Source organism: Streptomyces sp. NPDC002825, from assembly GCF_040295385.1.
In the GTDB taxonomy this organism is placed as follows: domain Bacteria; phylum Actinomycetota; class Actinomycetes; order Streptomycetales; family Streptomycetaceae; genus Streptomyces.
The window spans coordinates 126,920-144,785 of the sequence record NZ_JBEOVH010000019.1 but is presented as its reverse complement, the minus strand read 5'-3'; the positions used below and the strand labels follow the sequence as shown (position 1 = coordinate 144,785).

The 17,866-nt window shown below is 73.7% G+C and carries 12 protein-coding genes and 1 pseudogene; 2 read left to right on the top strand and 11 right to left on the bottom strand.

Features of this window, described 5'->3' with window-relative positions; all coding sequences use genetic code 11:
• The 5 genes and pseudogenes from ABT041_RS23950 to katG all read right to left on the bottom strand — a co-directional run.
• Positions 1-173 (bottom strand): annotated as a pseudogene (locus tag ABT041_RS23950) (ABC transporter); the annotation flags it as partial.
• Between the two features lie 75 nt (positions 174-248).
• The gene (locus tag ABT041_RS23945; protein WP_351187592.1) at positions 249-1,091 is read right to left on the bottom strand and encodes a DUF4097 family beta strand repeat-containing protein; all 843 of its coding nucleotides are present in this window, start codon (positions 1,089-1,091) and stop codon (positions 249-251) included.
• Positions 1,092-1,188: 97 nt separating this feature from the next.
• Positions 1,189-1,704, bottom strand: coding sequence for a toxin-antitoxin system HicB family antitoxin (locus tag ABT041_RS23940; protein WP_351187590.1), 516 nt, complete (start codon positions 1,702-1,704; stop codon positions 1,189-1,191).
• 219 nt (positions 1,705-1,923) lie between these two features.
• The gene (locus tag ABT041_RS23935) at positions 1,924-4,698 is read right to left on the bottom strand and encodes a hypothetical protein (protein WP_351187588.1); all 2,775 of its coding nucleotides are present in this window, start codon (positions 4,696-4,698) and stop codon (positions 1,924-1,926) included.
• 240 nt (positions 4,699-4,938) lie between these two features.
• Positions 4,939-7,164, bottom strand: coding sequence for a catalase/peroxidase HPI (katG, locus tag ABT041_RS23930; RefSeq protein ID WP_351187586.1), 2,226 nt, complete (start codon positions 7,162-7,164; stop codon positions 4,939-4,941).
• A 197-nt stretch (positions 7,165-7,361) separates the two neighbouring features.
• Between katG and ABT041_RS23925 the strand changes: the two genes are divergently transcribed.
• Positions 7,362-7,772: a Fur family transcriptional regulator gene (locus ABT041_RS23925; RefSeq protein WP_351187584.1), complete on the top strand. Its 411-nt coding sequence runs from the start codon at positions 7,362-7,364 to the stop codon at positions 7,770-7,772.
• 185 nt (positions 7,773-7,957) lie between these two features.
• On the opposite strand, the gene tpx is transcribed toward ABT041_RS23925, so the two are convergent.
• Positions 7,958-8,458, bottom strand: coding sequence for a thiol peroxidase (gene tpx, locus ABT041_RS23920; RefSeq protein WP_351187582.1), 501 nt, complete (start codon positions 8,456-8,458; stop codon positions 7,958-7,960).
• 307 nt (positions 8,459-8,765) lie between these two features.
• On the bottom strand, positions 8,766-9,533 hold the full coding sequence (locus ABT041_RS23915) for an AraC family transcriptional regulator (protein ID WP_351187580.1): 768 nt from the start codon (positions 9,531-9,533) through the stop codon (positions 8,766-8,768).
• Between the two features lie 84 nt (positions 9,534-9,617).
• On the opposite strand from ABT041_RS23915, the gene ABT041_RS23910 reads away from it, so the two are divergent.
• Complete coding sequence (locus ABT041_RS23910; protein ID WP_351187578.1) at positions 9,618-10,427, top strand: sulfite exporter TauE/SafE family protein; 810 nt, start codon at positions 9,618-9,620, stop codon at positions 10,425-10,427.
• 43 nt (positions 10,428-10,470) lie between these two features.
• Here ABT041_RS23910 and ABT041_RS23905 read toward each other — a convergent pair whose 3' ends face one another.
• The 4 genes from ABT041_RS23905 to ABT041_RS23890 form a co-directional block, all read right to left on the bottom strand.
• Positions 10,471-13,458 (bottom strand): hypothetical protein, encoded by a 2,988-nt coding sequence (locus ABT041_RS23905; protein ID WP_351187576.1) that lies wholly within the window; start codon positions 13,456-13,458, stop codon positions 10,471-10,473.
• 2 nt (positions 13,459-13,460) lie between these two features.
• Positions 13,461-15,323, bottom strand: a complete 1,863-nt coding sequence (locus tag ABT041_RS23900) for an HSP90 family protein (RefSeq protein WP_351187574.1) — start codon at positions 15,321-15,323, stop codon at positions 13,461-13,463.
• A 228-nt stretch (positions 15,324-15,551) separates the two neighbouring features.
• A complete protein-coding gene (locus ABT041_RS23895; RefSeq protein WP_351187572.1) occupies positions 15,552-16,466 on the bottom strand; it encodes a hypothetical protein in 915 nt (304 codons plus the stop codon).
• A gap of 160 nt (positions 16,467-16,626) precedes the next feature.
• Positions 16,627-17,865, bottom strand: a complete 1,239-nt coding sequence (locus tag ABT041_RS23890; protein WP_351187570.1) for an MFS transporter — start codon at positions 17,863-17,865, stop codon at positions 16,627-16,629.
• Between the last annotated feature and the right edge of the window lies 1 nt (position 17,866).

The window sequence follows — 17,866 nt, the reverse complement described above, 5'->3', positions numbered from 1 at the left end:
CCCGCGCCGTTCGGGCCGAGGAGGGCGAAGACCGAGCCCTCGGGGACGTGCAGGTCGATGCCGTCGAGGACGGTCTTGTCGCCGTAGGACTTGCGGAGGCCGATGGCGGAGACGGCGGTCGGAGACGGACGGCCGTCGACCTGGCTGGGCATGGGCATGACAGAAGACGGCATGGGGCCCTCCTGGGGAAGGGTGAGGGGAAGGGGGATGGGGGCGCGGTGGCGACGGACCGACCGGGGAGGCGGTGCTCAGGCCTTGGCGCGGCGGATGTCGATGTTGCCGTGCTTCGTGCGGGCGCGGACCTCGACCGTGTCCTCGGTCTTGCCCGGGGTCTCGGACGCGGTGAGCGCGTTGCGGACCTGGCCGGAGGTCGAGTGGGCGTCGAGCCAGGCGGCGACACCCTCGCGGATGCCGACCTCGATGGCGCCGTAGGAGGTCTCCAGCTGGACGGTGCCGCTCGCCACCTCGCCGACGCGCAGGGTGCCGTGGGCGGTGGTGGCGACGACCGAGGCCTCGGCGCGGCCGACCTCGATGTCACCGTTCGCACCGCTGACCCGCAGGTCGCCGGTGACGGCGCGGACGGTCGTGGTGCCGTGCGAGTTCTTCAGGACGGCGGGGCCGTCGACGAGGCCGACGCGCAGGCTGCCGGAGCTGGTGGTGATCTCGGCCTTGCCCTCGACCCGGTCCACGGTGATCGAGCCGTGCGAGGCGGTCAGGTGCAGCGGGCCGGTGGTGTCGAAGCGTGCGTCGCCGGCCGAGGTCTTCACGCGGACCTCGCCGAGCCGGCCCTCGCCGAGCACCTGGGTCCAGGCGCCGGTCAGTTCGACCCGCGAGTCGGCGGGCAGTTCGACCGTGACGTCGACGACGCCGGTGCGGCCGAACATGTTGGACTTCGGCGTCCGCACCGTCAGTACGCCGCCCGCGTACGTGACCTCGGTCTGGTCGGCCGTCCTCACGTCCAGGTCCTTCTTCGGGTTGCGCGCCCGCACCTCGACGACGGTGTCGGCGCGGTCGCCCGCGATGAACTGGATGGAACCGGCCTCCACGCGCGCCGTGGCCGAGATCGGTTCGGGAGTGTCGAAAGAAGGCATGGCTGTCCCGTCCTCTTGAGTCTTCAGGTCGTCCCCGCAGGTGGGACGTGGTGTGGGTGAAGTGGTGCGGGTGGGGTGGCGCGGCTCGCCGGCGTGGCTAGCGCACCCAGCCCGTGATGCTCTGTCCCATGGTCTGGGGCTTCTCCGGCGTGCGCGGCCGGCCGCCGCTGCCGACCGCGGCCGACACGGCCCGTACGAGCCAGGCGTTGACCGACAGGCCCTCGCGGGCCGCGGCCTCCTCGGCGCGGGTCTTGAGGTGGGCCGGCAGGCGCAGGTTGACGCGGGCGGTGCCGCCCTCGTCGCCCTCGGCGAGAGCCGGTGCCGGGAGGGGCGCGGCGGTGGTCTCCGGCTCCGCGGGGGCGCCGCCGCCGGGCGGGAGCGTCACCAGGAAGTCGGGGTCGAGGCCCCGGAGCCGTACGTCGACCGAACCGGGAGCGAGTTCACGGGTGATCTCGTCGGTCGCGGCGGAGAGCACGTTGAGCATGGTCAGCCGGGCCGCCGACTCCAGGGGAGCGGTGAGCCGCTCGGCCAGCTCGCGTGCCTCCTCGCCGCCGGCCTCGGCGGCCACCGCGAGTTCGCGGCGGAGGTTGTCGACATACGGGGTGAGGTCCATGACGTCATCATGGCACCACTCTGGCGCCACTTGCAAGTATCCGGATGTGCTTGATGTGGTGCTGTCTCTCAAAACCGCGCCTGACCTGCGTAAATGCGCTGGCACCTCCATGGGTCGCGGTGGTGTCGGCTGTACGTGACTGACCCTGGCGATGCGAAATGGCGCCATGTGGCACCAGCTGGTGCCACATGGCGCCATCCCCCGGACGGGCGCGTCGGCTCAGGCCGCGTCCCGCACCCTGCCCGCGAACTCCGGGCCGGGGACCGGCTCCCACTTCTCGTCGTACGTGAACAGCCGGGCCCGGAGGGACTCCGCCGGCTCCGCCACCCCGTCCCGGGCGGTCGGGACGGTCACGAGTGTGCTCGTCTCGCCCGAGGGAACGGAGAGCCACAGGCGTGTGCCGCCCTCCGTCACACCGGACAGCGGTCGGGCGGGATCCGGCACCTCGCCGAACCACTGCTCAAGCCAGGCCCGGTCGACGTCCGCCGTGGAGAGCTCCGGGCCGTCCGTCACCGGCTCGAGGAGGATCTCGCCCCCGATCTCCACGTCCGCCGGTGCGGACAGCGTCACCTTCCAGCTCAGCGCCGAACCCTCGGTCACGTCGTCCGCGACGGGCGTCAGGCGCACGGTGGGCATCGCGTCGTCGTTGCGCGCGGTGACCCCGCCCCGGTGCGCTCCGACGACCGTGCCGCGCACGGCCTTGACGAACGCGTCGTGCCGCACGTCGTCGCCGTAGCGCGTGTTGCCCCGTACCTCGACCGGTACGTCGATGTCATGGCGTCCCGGACGCACCGTCACCGTGCGGGACGTCACCTCGTCGGTGCCCGGCACGGGGACGAACAGGCGGACCTGTCCGCTGCCCTGCCCGGAGACCGTCACCGGCACCCGGTAGGTCCGGACCCCGGAGTCGCCTTCCGTGACGGTCAGGCGGCCCATGTCGACGCGCGTGAGCGGCGCCGGGTTCACCGCCGGAGTGCCGGGGCGCCAGCCCCACGCGTCCATGAGCCAGGCCCGGCCGGCGCCGCCGCGCGGGGTCAGTTCGAGCGCGCCGATCCGCTTCAGGTCGACGCCCGCCCGCGCCGCGGCGGCCAGCGGTACGCGGACCTCGCGGCCCCAGTACGCGGCGGTGCGCGGGCTGCCCGGCAGTCCGTCGACGCGGGTGCGGCCCAGGGACGCGCGGCGGCCCGAGGAATCGGTCACGGCGACGTCCAGTTCGGTGCCGGTGCTGTTCGGCGGGGCGATCACGCGCAGGGCCAGGGACTCGGCGCCCGCGAGGGAGACCGGCCGCGCCGAGCGGACCACGACCGGGCTTCCCGTGCCCGTCCACTTCATCGCGACGGCGTCGCGGCCCGGTTCGCGAGAGGTCTCCCAGTACGCGAAGTGCGGCGACCACCCCTCCTCGGGCGACAGGCAGGCGCGGGCGGCGTCCGGGTCGATCTGCGCGCACAGCCGGCCGCCGCCGGAGACGGTGACCGAGGAGCCCGGGAGGAACGCCGGGGTGCGGCGGGCGCCGACGGCGTGGGTGAGGACCCGCGCCGGTCCCGCCGAGGGCGCGCGGCGCCCGGTGCCGTCGAGCAGCGGCCGGACGGCGTCGTCGCCCCCGACGAACAGCCGGGCGGAGGCCGCGATGTACGTGGCGCCCGCGGCCTGCTGCTGCGTGGCCGTCAGCCGGGTCGCCGTGCCGGGGGAGCAGACCGGGTCGACCCCGTCGTCGGACGAGAAGTCGTCGATGGCCGGGGCCTTCGCCTGCCCCGGAGTCCACTCGCTGTTGAAGAAGTTGTGGTTGGCGCCGACGAAGTAGGCCGCACTGTGCAGGGCGTCGCCCTTGCTGACGCCGCGGGTGCCGTCGACGTAGATCTGGCCCTGGAGGTCGGACACGTCGCCGTCGCAGCCCGGCAGGAGGGTGGTGGACGGCACGTCGGGGGCCGGGTTCTGGCCGAACACCGTGGGCCCGATGAGGACGTTGCCGCGGATCTTCCACCGTACGGGGCCCCGGTAGCCGTCCTGGGCGGCGGGCGGCGGGTTCAGGCTGTCGAGCGCGGCCCGGTTGACGCCCTCGCCGCCCCGGGAGTGCCCGACGAGGAGCACCCGCGAGAGGTCGGCGGGGGCGGTCTTCCGTACGGCCGCCGGGGCGGAGGCGCGGTGCGCGGACCAGTCCGCCCAGCGGGCGAGGTGCAGCCGGACCAGGGAGGAGCGGGCCTGGGCGCCGGCGTCCTCCAGGTTCTCGTCCTGCCCGTTGACGCCGTTCGCGGCGACGGACACCGTCACGTACCCCTGGGAGGCAAGGAGCCGCTGGGCGCGCAGATAGCCCTGTTCGCTGGGGATCGGCCGGGTGCCCGCGGGGCACGGCCAGGTGATCCGTACGTCCTCCGTGCCCGGGGTGTAGCAGGTGTCGTGGCGGCCGTGCAGGAAGAGCGCGACCGGTCGCCGGCCCGGCGCTCCGGCCGGTCCGACGACGGTGGCGCGCATCTCGACGGGCTGCGGCAGGCCGGGCAGTCGTACGGAGTCGAGGGCGTACTCGCCGCTGACGGTCCGGTAGCGGCCCGGGACTCCGGGGTCGACCGGGTTCGCGGGGAGCGGGGCCGGCGGTACGGCGGCGGGGGCGAGGGGGCGTTCGGCGGTGGCGTCGGCGTGGCCCGCCGCGTCGAGCCGCCGTCCGCCGGCCGTCACCCGGAGCCGCGTGCCCTCTTCGAGCCGGACGTCCCCGAGGGGCAGGGCGAAGGAGCGCCCGTCCGGCCGGGCGAGCGGGCGGCCGAGGAGCCGGTCTCCGGCGTGGAACTCGACGCGGGCGTCGCCGGCGGGGATGCGCTCGGGCGCCGTCCAGACCAGCTGCCTGCCCGCACCGCTCCCGGTGACCTGCCAGCCCTCGGGGAGGGTGAGTTCGCCGAGCCTGTTCCCCGGGGCTGTCGGCGACGGTGAACCGGGTGCCGGCTGCGCCGCCGCCTGCCAGGGCGACACCGCGGTCAGCGCGAGTAACGCCACGGCGGTGGTCATGCCGCGTGTGACACGTATCAAAGCGGTCTTCCTCACGATCGGTCTCGTCGGAGCACCGGGAGACGGCCGGATTCCCGGCCTTCCCGGAGCCCCTCTCGTCTCGTGAGGACGGTGACGGACACCTGTCGGTTGTCTCATGCGCCGTCAGAACGGCGACAGGGAAGGGGTGTCGGCGCGGAAAGAGGGCCGGCCCGGGTGGCGTGGAAGCCACCCGGGCCGGCCCCGGTGCCGCGGCGGGGATCAGGCGAGGTCGAACCGGTCCAGGTTCATCACCTTGTCCCACGCGGACACGAAGTCCTTCACGAACTTCGCCTTCGCGTCGTCGCTCGCGTAGACCTCGGCCAGCGCGCGCAGCTCGCTGTTGGAGCCGAAGACCAGGTCGGCGCGGGTGCCCGTCCACTTGACCGCGCCGGTGGCCGCGTCACGGCCCTCGAAGGTGTTCTGGTCCTCGGAGGTGGACTTCCACTCCGTGCCCAGGTCGAGCAGGTTGGCGAAGAAGTCGTTCGTGAGCCTGCCGGGCGTCTCGGTGAGGACACCGAGCGAGGACTGCGGCTGGGTGACGCCCAGGACGCGCAGACCGCCGACGAGGACCGTCAGCTCGGGCGCGCTCAGGGTGAGCAGGTTCGCCCTGTCGATGAGCAGGTACTCGGCCGGGAGCCGGTTGCCCTTGCCCAGGTAGTTGCGGAAGCCGTCCGCGGCCGGCTCCAGGGCGGCGAAGGACTCGACGTCCGTCTGCTCCTGGGTGGCGTCCACACGGCCCGGCGTGAACGGCACCTCGACGGGGTGGCCCGCGTCCGCGGCGGCCTTCTCGACCGCCGCGACGCCCGCGAGGACGACGAGGTCGGCGAGGGAGACCCGCTTGTCCCCGCTCTGGGCGGAGTTGAAGGACTCCTGGACGCCCTCCAGGACGCGCAGCACCTGCGCCAGCTCGTCCGGGTTGTTGACCTCCCAGTTGCGCTGCGGCTCCAGACGGATGCGGCCGCCGTTGGCGCCACCGCGCTTGTCGCTGCCGCGGAAGGAGGAGGCGGCGGCCCAGGCGGCGGAGACCAGCTGGGTCACCGTGAGGTCCGAGCCGAGGATCTTCTCCTTGAGGGAGGCGATGTCCGCGGCGTCGACGAGCTCACCGGTACGCGTCGGCAGCGGGTCCTGCCAGAGCAGCTCCTCCGACGGGACCTCCGGGCCGAGGTAGCGGACGACCGGGCCCATGTCGCGGTGGGTGAGCTTGTACCAGGCGCGGGCGAAGGCGTCCGCGAACTCCGCCGGGTTCTCGTAGAAGCGCCGGGAGATCTGCTCGTAGACCGGGTCGAAGCGCAGCGACAGGTCGGTGGTGAGCATCGTCGGGAGGTGCTTCTTCTCCGGGTCGTACGCGTCCGGGATGATCGCCTCGGCGTTCTTGGCGACCCACTGGTGGGCGCCCGCCGGGCTCTTGGTCAGCTCGTACTCGTACTCGAAGAGGTTCTTGAAGAAGCCGTTGCCCCACTGGGTCGGCGTGGTGGTCCAGGTGACCTCAAGGCCGCTGGTGATGGCGTCGGGGCCCTTGCCGGAGCGGAAGGTGTTCTTCCAGCCGAGGCCCTGCTCCTCCAGGGACGCGGCCTCCGGGTCGGCGCCCACGTGGTCCGCCGGGCCGGCGCCGTGGGTCTTGCCGAAGGTGTGGCCGCCGGCGATGAGGGCGACGGTCTCCTCGTCGTTCATCGCCATCCGGCGGAAGGTCTCGCGGATGTCGCGGGCCGCGGCGACCGGGTCCGGGTTGGCGTTCGGGCCCTCCGGGTTGACGTAGATGAGGCCCATCTGCACCGCGCCGAGCGGGTTCTCCAGCTCGCGGTCGCCGGTGTAGCGCTCGTCGCCGAGCCAGGTGGTCTCCGGGCCCCAGTAGACGTCCTCGTCGGGCTCCCACACGTCCGCGCGGCCGCCGGCGAAGCCGAAGGTCTCGAAGCCCATCGACTCCAGGGCGACGTTGCCCGCGAGGATCATGAGGTCGGCCCAGGAGATGTTCTGGCCGTACTTCTTCTTCACCGGCCACAGCAGACGGCGTGCCTTGTCGAGGTTGCCGTTGTCCGGCCAGCTGTTCAGCGGGGCGAAGCGCTGCTGACCGGCGCCGGCGCCGCCGCGGCCGTCGCTGATGCGGTAGGTGCCGGCGCTGTGCCAGGCCATGCGGATCATGAACGGGCCGTAGTGGCCGAAGTCGGCCGGCCACCAGTCCTGCGAGGTGGTCAGGACCTCGGCGATGTCCTGCTTCACGGCAGGCAGGTCGAGGCTCTCGAAGGCCTTCGCGTAGTCGAAGTCCTCACCGAGCGGGTTGGCCACGGCGGGGTTCTTGGCGAGGATCTTCAGGTTCAGCCGGTTCGGCCACCACTGGCTGTTGCCGCCGCCCTGGGTGGGGTGCGCGGCACGCCCGTGCGCGACGGGACAGCCACCGGCACCCTCCGCCTTCGCGTCGGTGACGATTGCTTCGTGGTTCTCAGACATCGGAATCCTTCCGGACCTGGCGGACACAGTGCTCAGGAAGTGCGTTCGGCGGACGGGCCTCGCGCGGGTCTCACGTTCTGCTTCTCCCGCCGTGCTGGAGTCTTCCTGTCCCTTGGCCATCTTCGAAACCGATCCTACGATGGACGTAGTCCAAGTCAAGAACCACGCCAAGTTCGACGATGCCGATGAGGTGAGACATGAGTGACCTGCTGGAGCGACTGCGCGCGCGTGGCTGGCGGATGACGTCCCAGCGCCGGGTGGTCGCCGAGGTCCTGGCCGGGGATCATGTGCACCTCACCGCGGACGAGGTCCACGCGCGCGCGGTCGCGCGCCTGCCGGAGATCGCCCGGGCGACGGTCTACAACACGCTCGGCGAGCTGGTCGCCCTCGGCGAGGTCGTGGAGCTCTCCACGGACGGGCGGGCCAAGCGGTACGACCCGAACGCGCACCATCCGCACCAGCATCTGGTCTGCTCGAACTGCGGGATCATCCGCGACGTCCACCCGACGGGGGACCCGCTCGCCGTCCTGCCGCCCGCGGAGCGCTTCGGCTTCACGGTGGCGACGGCGGACGTCACGTACCGGGGACTCTGTCCGGGCTGCGCCTGAGTACGGGCCCGGAGGTCTGGGCGCGGAAGTCTGACGCGGGGCCTGAGCTCGGAAGCCCGGGCGCGGAGCCTGAGTTCGGAAGTCCTGACACGGAGCCTGAGCTCGGAAGCCCGGGCGCGGAGAAACGGGAGGAGCCCTCCACCGGTGTCGGTGGAGGGCTCCTTCGTGTCCTGCGGGGGTGCGGACTACTTCAGGACGGCGAGCGCGTCCTCGTAGCTCGGCTCGTCGGCGATCTCGCCCACGAGCTGGGCGTGCAGCACCGTGTCGTTCTCGTCGAGGACGACGACGGCGCGGGCGGTCAGGCCGGCGAGCGGCCCGTCGGCGATCTCCACGCCGTAGTTGGTGTGGAACTCACGGCCGCGGAGCGTCGAGAGGTTCTTGACGTTCTCCAGGCCCTCGGCGCCGCAGAAGCGGGCCTGCGCGAAGGGCAGGTCGGCGGAGATGCAGAGGACGACCGTGTTGTCCAGCTGCCCGGCCTTCTCGTTGAACGCGCGGACGGAGGAGGCGCACGTCGGGGTGTCGACGCTCGGGAAGATGTTGAGGACCTTGCGCTGACCGGCGAAGTCCTTGAGCGACTTGTCCGCCAGCCCCTCGGCGACGAGCGTGAAGTCGGGGGCCTGGCTGCCGGGGGCCGGCAGAGCACCGTTGACCTGCACGGGGCTGCCCTTCAGCGTGACCTGGGCCATGGGGATCTCCTTCAGACGTAAGAGTGGCAACGGGGGGAATCGTACGGAAGGCGGATCCGCTCCCACGACACGGGCCGTCGCGATCACTTCCCGCCGATTCACGAATATGAACGGACTGCTCTCGTGCGCCACTGCTGTGGGCGGCTCGCAGGGTGCGCCGGCGTGAATGAGCAGTCTTGACGCCCCTGGTGCAGACCTTTAGGTTCCACCCTCGACGGTCGTCGCCTGTTCACATACGTGATGAAGGGGTGCCTCCATGACTCGATGGTTCACCGCCCCCGCTGAGCGGAGGGGAGTCGAGAGCAGCTCAGCCCCGGACGGCCGTGAAGCGGGACGGCGGTGTGCCGAAGGTACGGGTGAACGCGGCCGTGAACGCGGCCGGGGAGGCGTACCCCAGGCGGCCCGAGACCTCGCTGACCGTCGCCGTACGCAGCAGTGGGACGGCCGCCAGGAGCCGGGCGCGGGACCGCCAGACGGCGGGGCTCTCGCCCGTCTCCGCACGGAACCGCCGGGTGAACGCCCGCTCGCTCGACGCGCATCGGGCCGCCCAGTCGGTGTTGGTGACCGTCGCGTCCGGCGCGGCCAGATACTCCCGGCACAGCGCCGCCAGGTCGGCGGAGGCGGGGATCCCGACGTGGAAGGGGAGCGGGGAACGCGCGGCGATCTCGTGGAGCAGCAGCGTCGCGATGGCGCCCTCCCGCCCCGACAGGCTGTAGTCGGCGGCGAACTCGACCGCCGCGAGCAGCAGTTCGCGCAGCAGCGGCGGCACGTCCACGACCGTGCAGCGCGCCGGCCACCACGGGACGGCGCCCGGCTCCACGTACAGGCTCCGTGTGCTCACCCCGAGCATCCGGACCCGGTGCGGGGTCGCGGCCGGGATCAGGACGGCCCGCTCGGGCGGGACCGTCCACGTGCCGTCGGCGGTCTCGACGACCATGACGCCGGTCGCCCCGTAGAGGAACTGCGCCCGCCGGTGCTCGTGCCACTCCAGGACGTGCCCGGCCGGATAGTCCGTACCGATCGGCAGGACCGCCCGGTCGAGGTGGTCGACGGAGTCCAGCGGGATGTTCTTCACCGGACCACCGTACTGGCCGAGACGCGAAGGAATCCTGCCGACCATCGCATGCGGGAAACCGGCGCCGGCTGGTGATCTTGGCCCATGGACATGGTGACGCTGATGGCGATCGGGCTCCTCACCGGAGCGACGACGGTCTTGTTCGGGTTCGGCGGCGGGTTCGTGGCCGTCCCGGTCGTGGTGTGGGCGGACGCCGCCCTCGGCACGGCGGCCGTCCCGGTGGCCACCGCCACCTCGGCCCTCGTGATGGTCGTGAGCGCCGCCTTCGCCACCGCCGTCACCCCACGGTCGGTGCTCCTCGCCCTGCGGGGCAGCGGCGCCCTGCTGCCGCTGCTCGCGGCGGGCGCCTGCGCCGGGGCGTACGCCTCGCGTCTCGCCCCGCCGGACCTGGCCCGCTGGGCGTTCGTCGGCTACACCGCCCTGACCGCCCTCGACCTGCTGCTCAGGCCCGGCTTCCTGCGTGCCGAGAGCGCGCCCGACGCGGAGCCGGGGCGGGCCCCGAGGCCGCTGCCGGCCGGCGCGGGCGCACCCATCGGCGCGGTCGCCGCCTTCCTCGGCGTCGGCGGCAGCGTGATGACCGTCCCCGCGCTGCGCCGGGCCGGTCATCCCATGCGGGTGGCGACCGCGCTCGCCAACCCCCTCACCCTCGCCGTCGCGCTCCCGGCCGTCGCGGTCTCCCTCGCCGGGGCCCCGCCCACGGCCGCCACCGCGAGCGGCACGGGGCTGGTGGGCCTGGTCGATCCGTACGCGGCGGGGGCGCTGCTCCTCGGAGCCCTGCCGGTCATCGCCGTCCTGCGCCGCCGCCCGCTCCGGATCCCGGACCGCGTCCACGCGTGCGCGTACCTCGGGCTGCTCGCCCTGGTGGCGCTCGCGATGGCGCTCACCGGGCTCTGAGCCCGCCGCCCGGTGAAACGGGGTCGGGGCGGCGGGCCCGGCGTCAGCTCCGCGCGCGGGACCGGTAGTCCTGCCGCAGGGCGTCGAGGACGTCGGCGGCCTCGGGCAGGCCCGCCTTACGGCAGCGCGCGGCCGCCTTCACCAGCCGGGCGGACGCCTCGTCGATCCGGCCGAGACCGTTCCCCTCGATGAGGGCGGCGATCCGCACGGCCTCGGCGCGCGGCACCTCTCCCTCGTCCCCGCCCCGCTCGTGGGCGGCGATCGAGGCCTCCGCCTCGACGAGGGCCTCCGGGAAGCGGTCCGCCTCCGCCAGGACCCGGGCACGGCGGTAGTGCACCTGGCCGCTCTCGTACCAGGACGCGAAGTCCTCGGCGTCCTCCGGGACGGCCGCGATGATCGCGTCCGCCCGCGTCAGGTGCTCCAGGGCCGCGTCGAGCCCCTCCGCCCCGCGGGCCACCACGACGAGCCGGGCGAACTCCCGGGCCATGTGCGTGATGAGGTGCGGATGAGGAGCCTCGGCGTGCGCGGCGAGAGCCCGTTCGTACGCGGAGTCCGCCGCGTCCCAGCGGTCGGCGAGCGCCAGCGTGATCGCCGCCTCGGCCGCCACCAGGGTGAGGACCGGTCCGCGGTCCTCCCACCCTGCGACGGTGTCCGCGAGCCGCAGGAGCTCCTCGGCCGCGGCCAGGTGCTCGTCCAGCTCCCGAAGGCCGCGCGCGAGCGTCAGCCGCGCCTGGGCCAGCGGCCGTTCGCCGATCGCGGCGGACGCCTCGTCGGAGAGCACGGACTCCAGTACGGCGACGGCGTCCGCCTGCTGCCCCGACCGGGACAGCACGTCGGCGAGCTGGAGCCGCGCGTCGGTGGCCTCGTCGGCCGCCCCGTCCTGGTCGAACCGGGCGGCCGCCTCCGAGAGATGGCGCACCGCGCCCTGGGTGTCCCCGAGGTGCGTGGAGGCGTGGCCGAGCAGGAGGTACGTCGGCGCCATCGGGAAGTCGGCGTCGTCGTACCGGACGGCGTCCGCGATCGACCGGTGCAGCAGCTCCGCCGCCTCCGCCGGCTCCTCACGGGCGAGGAGGAACTGGGCGAGCAGGGCGCGCGGACGCCCGTTGCGCCAGGGGCGCTCCGCCGTCTCGTTGTCCACCAGGGCGGCTCGCAGCTCCGCCTCGGCGCCCGCCATGTCGCCGCGCCGGCCCGCGACCTCGGCGACGAACTGACGCACGTTCGCCACGTGGTGGGGGAGGGAGAGACGCTCCGCCTCGGCGCGCATCGTGCCGGCGGACTCCTCGAACCGCTCCAGGGCGGAGTCGGAGAGCTCCGGGAAGGTCCGTACCACCTCCTGGTACGCGGCGAACGTACGGGAGTAGAGCACCGCGAGGTACGCGAGACGGCGGTCGAGCGCCGCCTCGTCGCCGGCCACGGTCTCGCCCTCCCCGGGCACCCCGCCCGTCAGCGGGGCCCCGGTCTTGAGCCGCTCCGCCTCGCGCAGGAGTTCGTCCAGGCCGGACCAGACCGTCTCGGCGTCCGGCGCCGCCCCCTCCGTGCTGTCGGGGGCGGCCGCCCAGGCGAGGGCGCGGCTTCGGGCGGACAGCGCCTGCCACGGCATCCCGACGCCCTCGTAGAGGACGGCGGACCGCTCCAGCTCGGCCATCGCCTCCGCGTTCTTGTCCGCCCGCGTGAGCAGGAACGCCCGCTGGGCGGCGAGCTCGGCCCGCAGCAGGCCCTCCGGGCCGAGCCGGTCGTCGTGGGCGGCGGACCCGTCGGCCAGCCGCTCCTCGATGCGGGACCAGAGCCGGCCGTCGCCCGGATGTCCCACGCGCGCCATGCGCCGCGCCTCGCGCACCAGGTCCACGAAGTCCCCGGGCATCTCGGCCGCGGCGGCCGCGGCGGGCGCCGGGCCTTCCGCGGCCGACGACGCAGGGGCGTGGACGGCGGTCGCCCGCAGGCCCAGTGGCAGCGGCGCGTCGAGCAGCGGACGGCGGTCGAGTCGCGCCCGGCGGCGGTCGCCGACGGCCGAGGTGCCGTTGCGCGCGTCGAAGGCGGCGGTGAGCCGGGCCGCCTCGGCGCGGACGTGGGCGAGGAGCCCGGCCGCCGTCCAGTTCCGGCCGGGCGGGCCGGCCACGGGCGTGTCCGTGTGCCCGTCCTCGACGAGCCGGGCGAGCAGCACCTCGACGCCGGTGAGGAAGTCCAGGTGGGCCAGCGGCGCGCCGGTCGCCTCGAACAGCGGGCGGTTCTCCGCGAGGATCTCCAGACCGCGCCCCTCGTTGCGGGAGAGCGCGCAGAACTCCAGGTGCAGGCCGACCTCCTTCTGCGCGCCGGTCTTGCCCCGCACCTGCCGGTAGCCGGTGAGGTGGTGCGAGCGGGCCTCGTCCGTGCGGCCGAGGCGGAGCAGCGGCAGCAGCGCCCGCGCCTGGCTGGACTGCGGCTCCTCGGCGCAGGTCTGGGCGCGCCCGAAGACCGGCTGCCAGGTGTCCAGCGCGCCGGCGTCATCGCCCGCCGCCACCTGGCGCAGGGCGAAGTCCCGGGTCTCGCAGGCCTCGCAGTCGCTCAGCTCGGTCCGCGGACGGGTGGCCCACAGGTCGTAGGCGTCGGCGACGCCCACACCGGTGTGGACCGCGACGTGATAGCGCATCGCGGCCACCGGCTGCATGCCGTGCCCGGCCTTCTCGTACCGGTCGCGCATCTGGTCGACCCAGCCGTGGACGGTGGCCAGGGGCATCTCGGCCACCTGGAGCAGGGAGGTCGTCACCCACTTGAAGCTCCAGAAGACCTGATGGGCCTCCCACTGGCTGAACGACTCGGGGGCGGAGTCCCACAGCTTGAGCAGCCGGGCGAAGGCGACGGGCGTCTTGCGGTGCTCGCCGGTGAACACGTACGCCGTGATCAGCTCGATGAGGGCCGTCACCAGCGTGTCCGGCTTCTCGAAGGCCTCGGCGGCCTCGACGAGCTCCTCGGCGGTGATGGTCCGCTGCAGGCCGTGGGGAAGGTCGTGGTTCGCGCGCAGCGCCTCGACGACGGCCTCGGGGGTGTCCAGCATCTCTACAGTTCCTTCCGGGGCTCGGTGCCGGCGGCGTCCGGGCCGGAGTGGTGCATGGCGTGGGTGAGCAGACCGATGAAGGCCCGGTTGAGCAGCGCGCTCTCGCTCGCCCGCAGCGGCCGGCGGCTGAGCAGCAGCGCCTGACCGTAGAGGGCCTCCGCGGTCGTCACGGCGAGCCCGCGCTCGGCGATCGTGATCGCCTGCCGGACCAGCGGGTTCAGGTGGTTCAGGACGAGCTGGGCGCGCGGGGTCTCCTGGCGCAGCGAGCCGAGGATGTCGGCCCACAGGCCGTCGCTGTCGGCGGCGAGCCCGGACCTGGTCCGCTCGTGGCGCGCCTCCCGGTTGTCCAGGAGCAGTGCGGGCGCGGTGACCGGCTGGAAGTCGCGCAGGACGACGTCGCAGTCGTGCACCGCGATCGTCTCGCGGGCGATCGCGAGGAAGGCCGCGGCGCGCAGCTCGGCGGTCGGGTCGACGGCGTCGAGATGGGCCGTGACCGTGGCGGGGTCCAGGTCCGTGACCGTCGTGCCCGGGCGGATCTCGGGCAGCCGGTGCACCAGGTCGCGGTCGTAGGTGTAGCCGCCGTTGACGACGCCCAGACCCGCGGCCGACGCGATCGGGGCGACCTGACGGAACTCCTCGACGCTGCGCGCGACCAGGACCGTCGGGTGCGTCCGTACGAACTCCTCCAGCGTGACGTTGCCGTCGGTGGTCTCGAACGGCAGCCACGGCAGCACGATGCGCAGCAGCTCGTCGTCGTAGCGTGCCAGCGCCTTGACCGCGAGGTGGTGGGTGTCGATGAAGCGGTGCAGGAGCGACGGGTCGCTGGCGGCGAGCCCGGTGAGCCAGTCCCGGATCCGGTCGCCCAGCGCGTCCCGTACGGCGGACAGCGTGCCGTCCTCGTACAGCGCCTCCCGCGACGCCGTCGGCCGCAGACTCGTCGTGTCGACGACGCAGCGCACGAAGAACGCCCACTCCGGAAGCAGTTCGGGTGCCTGGTCGGTCAGCAGCATGCCCTTGAGGTGCACCCGGTGCCCCGCGCGCTGAGCCGGGCTGACGGCCGTCGGCAGCACGTACGCGACACCCCGCAGCCCGGCCGCCGGCAGGTCGAGCTCGACGCTGTCGAGCGGCGTGAAGCCGAACAGGTCGCGGCAGTACGCGGTGAGGGCCTCGCGGCGGGCCAGCGGGGAGCGGTGTTCGCGCTCCCACGGCGGCGCCTCGTTGATCCGGTGGGTCTCGCCGCGGGGCCCGACGACGGTGACCTCGTGCCGCAGCAGACCGCCGTAGTGGCGGGCGAGCGACACGACCTGCTCCGGGCTCGTCCACTCGGCGTTGTCGGCGCGCGGGGTGAGGCGGACGGTGGTGCCCGGCTCGGGCACGGCCGAGGCCGGAAGCGTCCGGATGGTGTAGCGGCCGTCGGAGTGGCCGCGCCACTCGACGGCGGGCGCGGACGGGTCGGCCGCGGACCGGCTCACCACCGTGATCTCGTCGGCCACGACGAAGCACGCGAGCAGACCGATGCCGAACTGGCCGATGAACTCCCCGCGGGCGGCGTCGAGTCCCGCGCCGTCCAGGGCGCCGTCGGCGGTCCGCTTGGAGCTGCGCCCGATCGTCGCGAGGAACCGGTGGACGTCGGCCTCGGTCAGGCCGACGCCGGTGTCCGTGACCGTGAGGGTCTCACCCGTGCGGACGGTGATGGTGCCGGGCGCGCCGGGCGTGAGCGCCTGGCGGGCGGTGATGGCGTCGACGGCGTTCTGCAGCAGCTCGCGCAGATAGACGCGGGGGCTGGAGTAGAGGTGGTGGGAGAGCAGGTCGACCAGGCCGCGCAGGTCGACCTGGAACGTGTGGGCGGACTCGGAAGGGTGCACCTGACGGAGTCTTTCGGTGGGTGCGCCCGGCCAGGGAAGGACGCGGGCGGGAAGCGGAAGGAAGCGGTACGGGAGGGCCGGCCGTCTCCGGAAGGGAGGGGCGCCGGCTCTCGGGAACGGACGGGTGCCGGCGGTCGCGGCGCCGGACGGGCGCTCGCGGTCGCGGGAACGGACCCGAGGTCCGTCCGGCGCGCGGCCGGCCCGTGGCGGGTGGCGGGGCGTCCCGGCTCAGCGGCCGGCCGACGCGCGCAGCTTGCTGTACGCCGCGGCGGGGTCGGAGCCGTCCAGGTAGTACCAGGGGAACTCGGTGACACGCCCCTCGGTGGCCCGGAAGCACTCCCGGGCGGCGTCCCGCTCCCCGGCCAGCGAGAAGGCCATGGCGAAGGTGTTGAGGACCTGGAGCCAGGCGCCCCGCCGCACGAAGTCCGGGTGCCGGTAGGAGTGCTCGGCGGCCTCCCGCAGGGACTGCGTCACCTCGGGCCTGCGCATGTACGCGGCGTCCGCGCCCGATGCGAGGGAGAGCCACTCCTCGATGTGCGCGACGGCGACGAGCTGCCCCAGGAGCGTGCCGCCCGGGGCGCCGAACGCGGACGCGCGCGCGAAGGCGTGCATCTCCTCGTGGGAACCGCCCCATTTGTCGCAGAGCTGCTGCAACTGCTGCTGATGGGCCTCCAGGTGCTGCGGATCGCGCCGGATCGTCGCCTCGAAACGGCGTCGCGCGACGACCTGGCCCACTTCGAGGCCGCGCCCGGTGACCTGGAGGCCGTACCAGGGCGAGGCCCACAGGGGTTCGCGCTCGGCCGCCTCGTACAGCCACTCCTCCGCCGTGCGCAGCCGCGCGTGGAACAGCTCGAACTGCGCACGCGTGACGTCCTCGGCGCGGGCGCCGGTCCGCGCCTCCCAGCCCCAGCTGAGGTGGCGGATGCCGGCCACGAGCCGGGGCAGCGCCGCGCCGGGCTCCGCCTCGAGGACCCCGGTGATCCACCCCTCGACCCCCGCGGTGTCACCGACGGCCCACAGGAGCTCCGTGCGGCCCTCGCTCTCGGGACGCGCTTCGAGCACCTCCCGCACCGTGGCCCAGTCCGCCGCCACGGCGGCCTCGCGGACCCGGCGGACGTCCGGATCCCCGGAGTCCTTGTCCAACCGCGCTACCGGCCGGCCTGCCCATTTCCCCAGCGTGAGCCCCCATCCACGGAAGCCAGCCATTTCCCCACCCCTTGCTGTGTGCGAACGGGGCGGCCAGTGATCACCCGCCCCGTGGACGTAGTGACTATCACGCGCGACCGACAATCGCACAGCAGTTTCACTCGGGTGCCCGGCGCAGGGCGCGGACGGCCGGTACGGAGAGCATCACGGCGATCAGCACGAGGCCCGTGACCGAGGAGAAGAGCAGCACGCGGTCGGCGCCCACGCTGTCGGCGGCCGGGCCGGAAAGCGCCCGGCCCAGCGGGATGACCATGATGGATCCGGCCACGTCGTAGGCGGAGACGCGGCTCAGGACGGCCAGGGGGATGTGCGACTGGACGCTCGTCGCCCACATGACGCCCCAGAAGGCGAACCCGCAGCCTGCCACCACCCCGGTCACCGCCGTGACCGTGAACGGCCATCCGAGCGCGGGCGCCAGGGGGTTGAGCGAGAAGAAGAACATGGCGCACGCGCCCGCGACGAGCGGACGGCGCGGCCGGACCCGCATGCCGAGCAGCCCGCCGACGATCGTCCCCGCGCCGTCGGCGGACGCGATCCATCCGTAGCCGCTCGCGCCGTGCTGCTCGGTGAGCAGCGCCGCGCCCAGCGGCAGGGCCGGGCCGAAGACGAACAGGCCGTACACGGCCCACACGGCGATGACCCCCCACAACCAGGAGCGGGACCGGAACTCGTGCCATCCGGTGGCGAGGCGCCGCAGGACCGGCTCGTCGCTCTCGTCCCGGGCCGTGCAGAGCCTGCGCAGCGGCGCAAGGCCGAGCGCGCTGCACGCGTAGCAGGCCGCGATCACCACGAAGGACCCGGCGACGTCCCAGTACGCCACGAGCAGGCCGGAGAGGCCGGGGCCGAGCAGGGTGCAGATCGACTCGGAGACGCGGAGCAGCGCGTTGGCCCGCTGGATGTCCTCGGCGACCCGGGGCACCAGGCTCGCCAGACCCGGCTGGAACATGGCGGTCGCGGCCCCGCTCAGCGCGAGCAGCGCCATCATGTGCCACAGCCGCAGGTCGCCGACGGCGAGGAGCGCCGCGAGGGCCAGCATGGCGACCATCCGCACCACGTCGGCGCCGACCATCATCACCTGCGGGGTGAACCGGTCGGCGAGCACGCCGCCGAACAGCACCAGCAGCACGATCGGCGTCATCCACGCCGCCAGCGCGTAGCCCACGCCCGCCGCCCCGTACCCCGCGCCGAGCACGGCGGTGGTGAGCGAGACCATCAGCATGCCGTCGGCGAGGAGCGAGGTGCTGCGGGCCGCGAAGAACAGCCGGAAGCGCGGGGAACGCCACGGGCTGGGAAGGGAGTTCTTCTCCCGCTCTGCGGTCACGTCATTCGTCGTCATG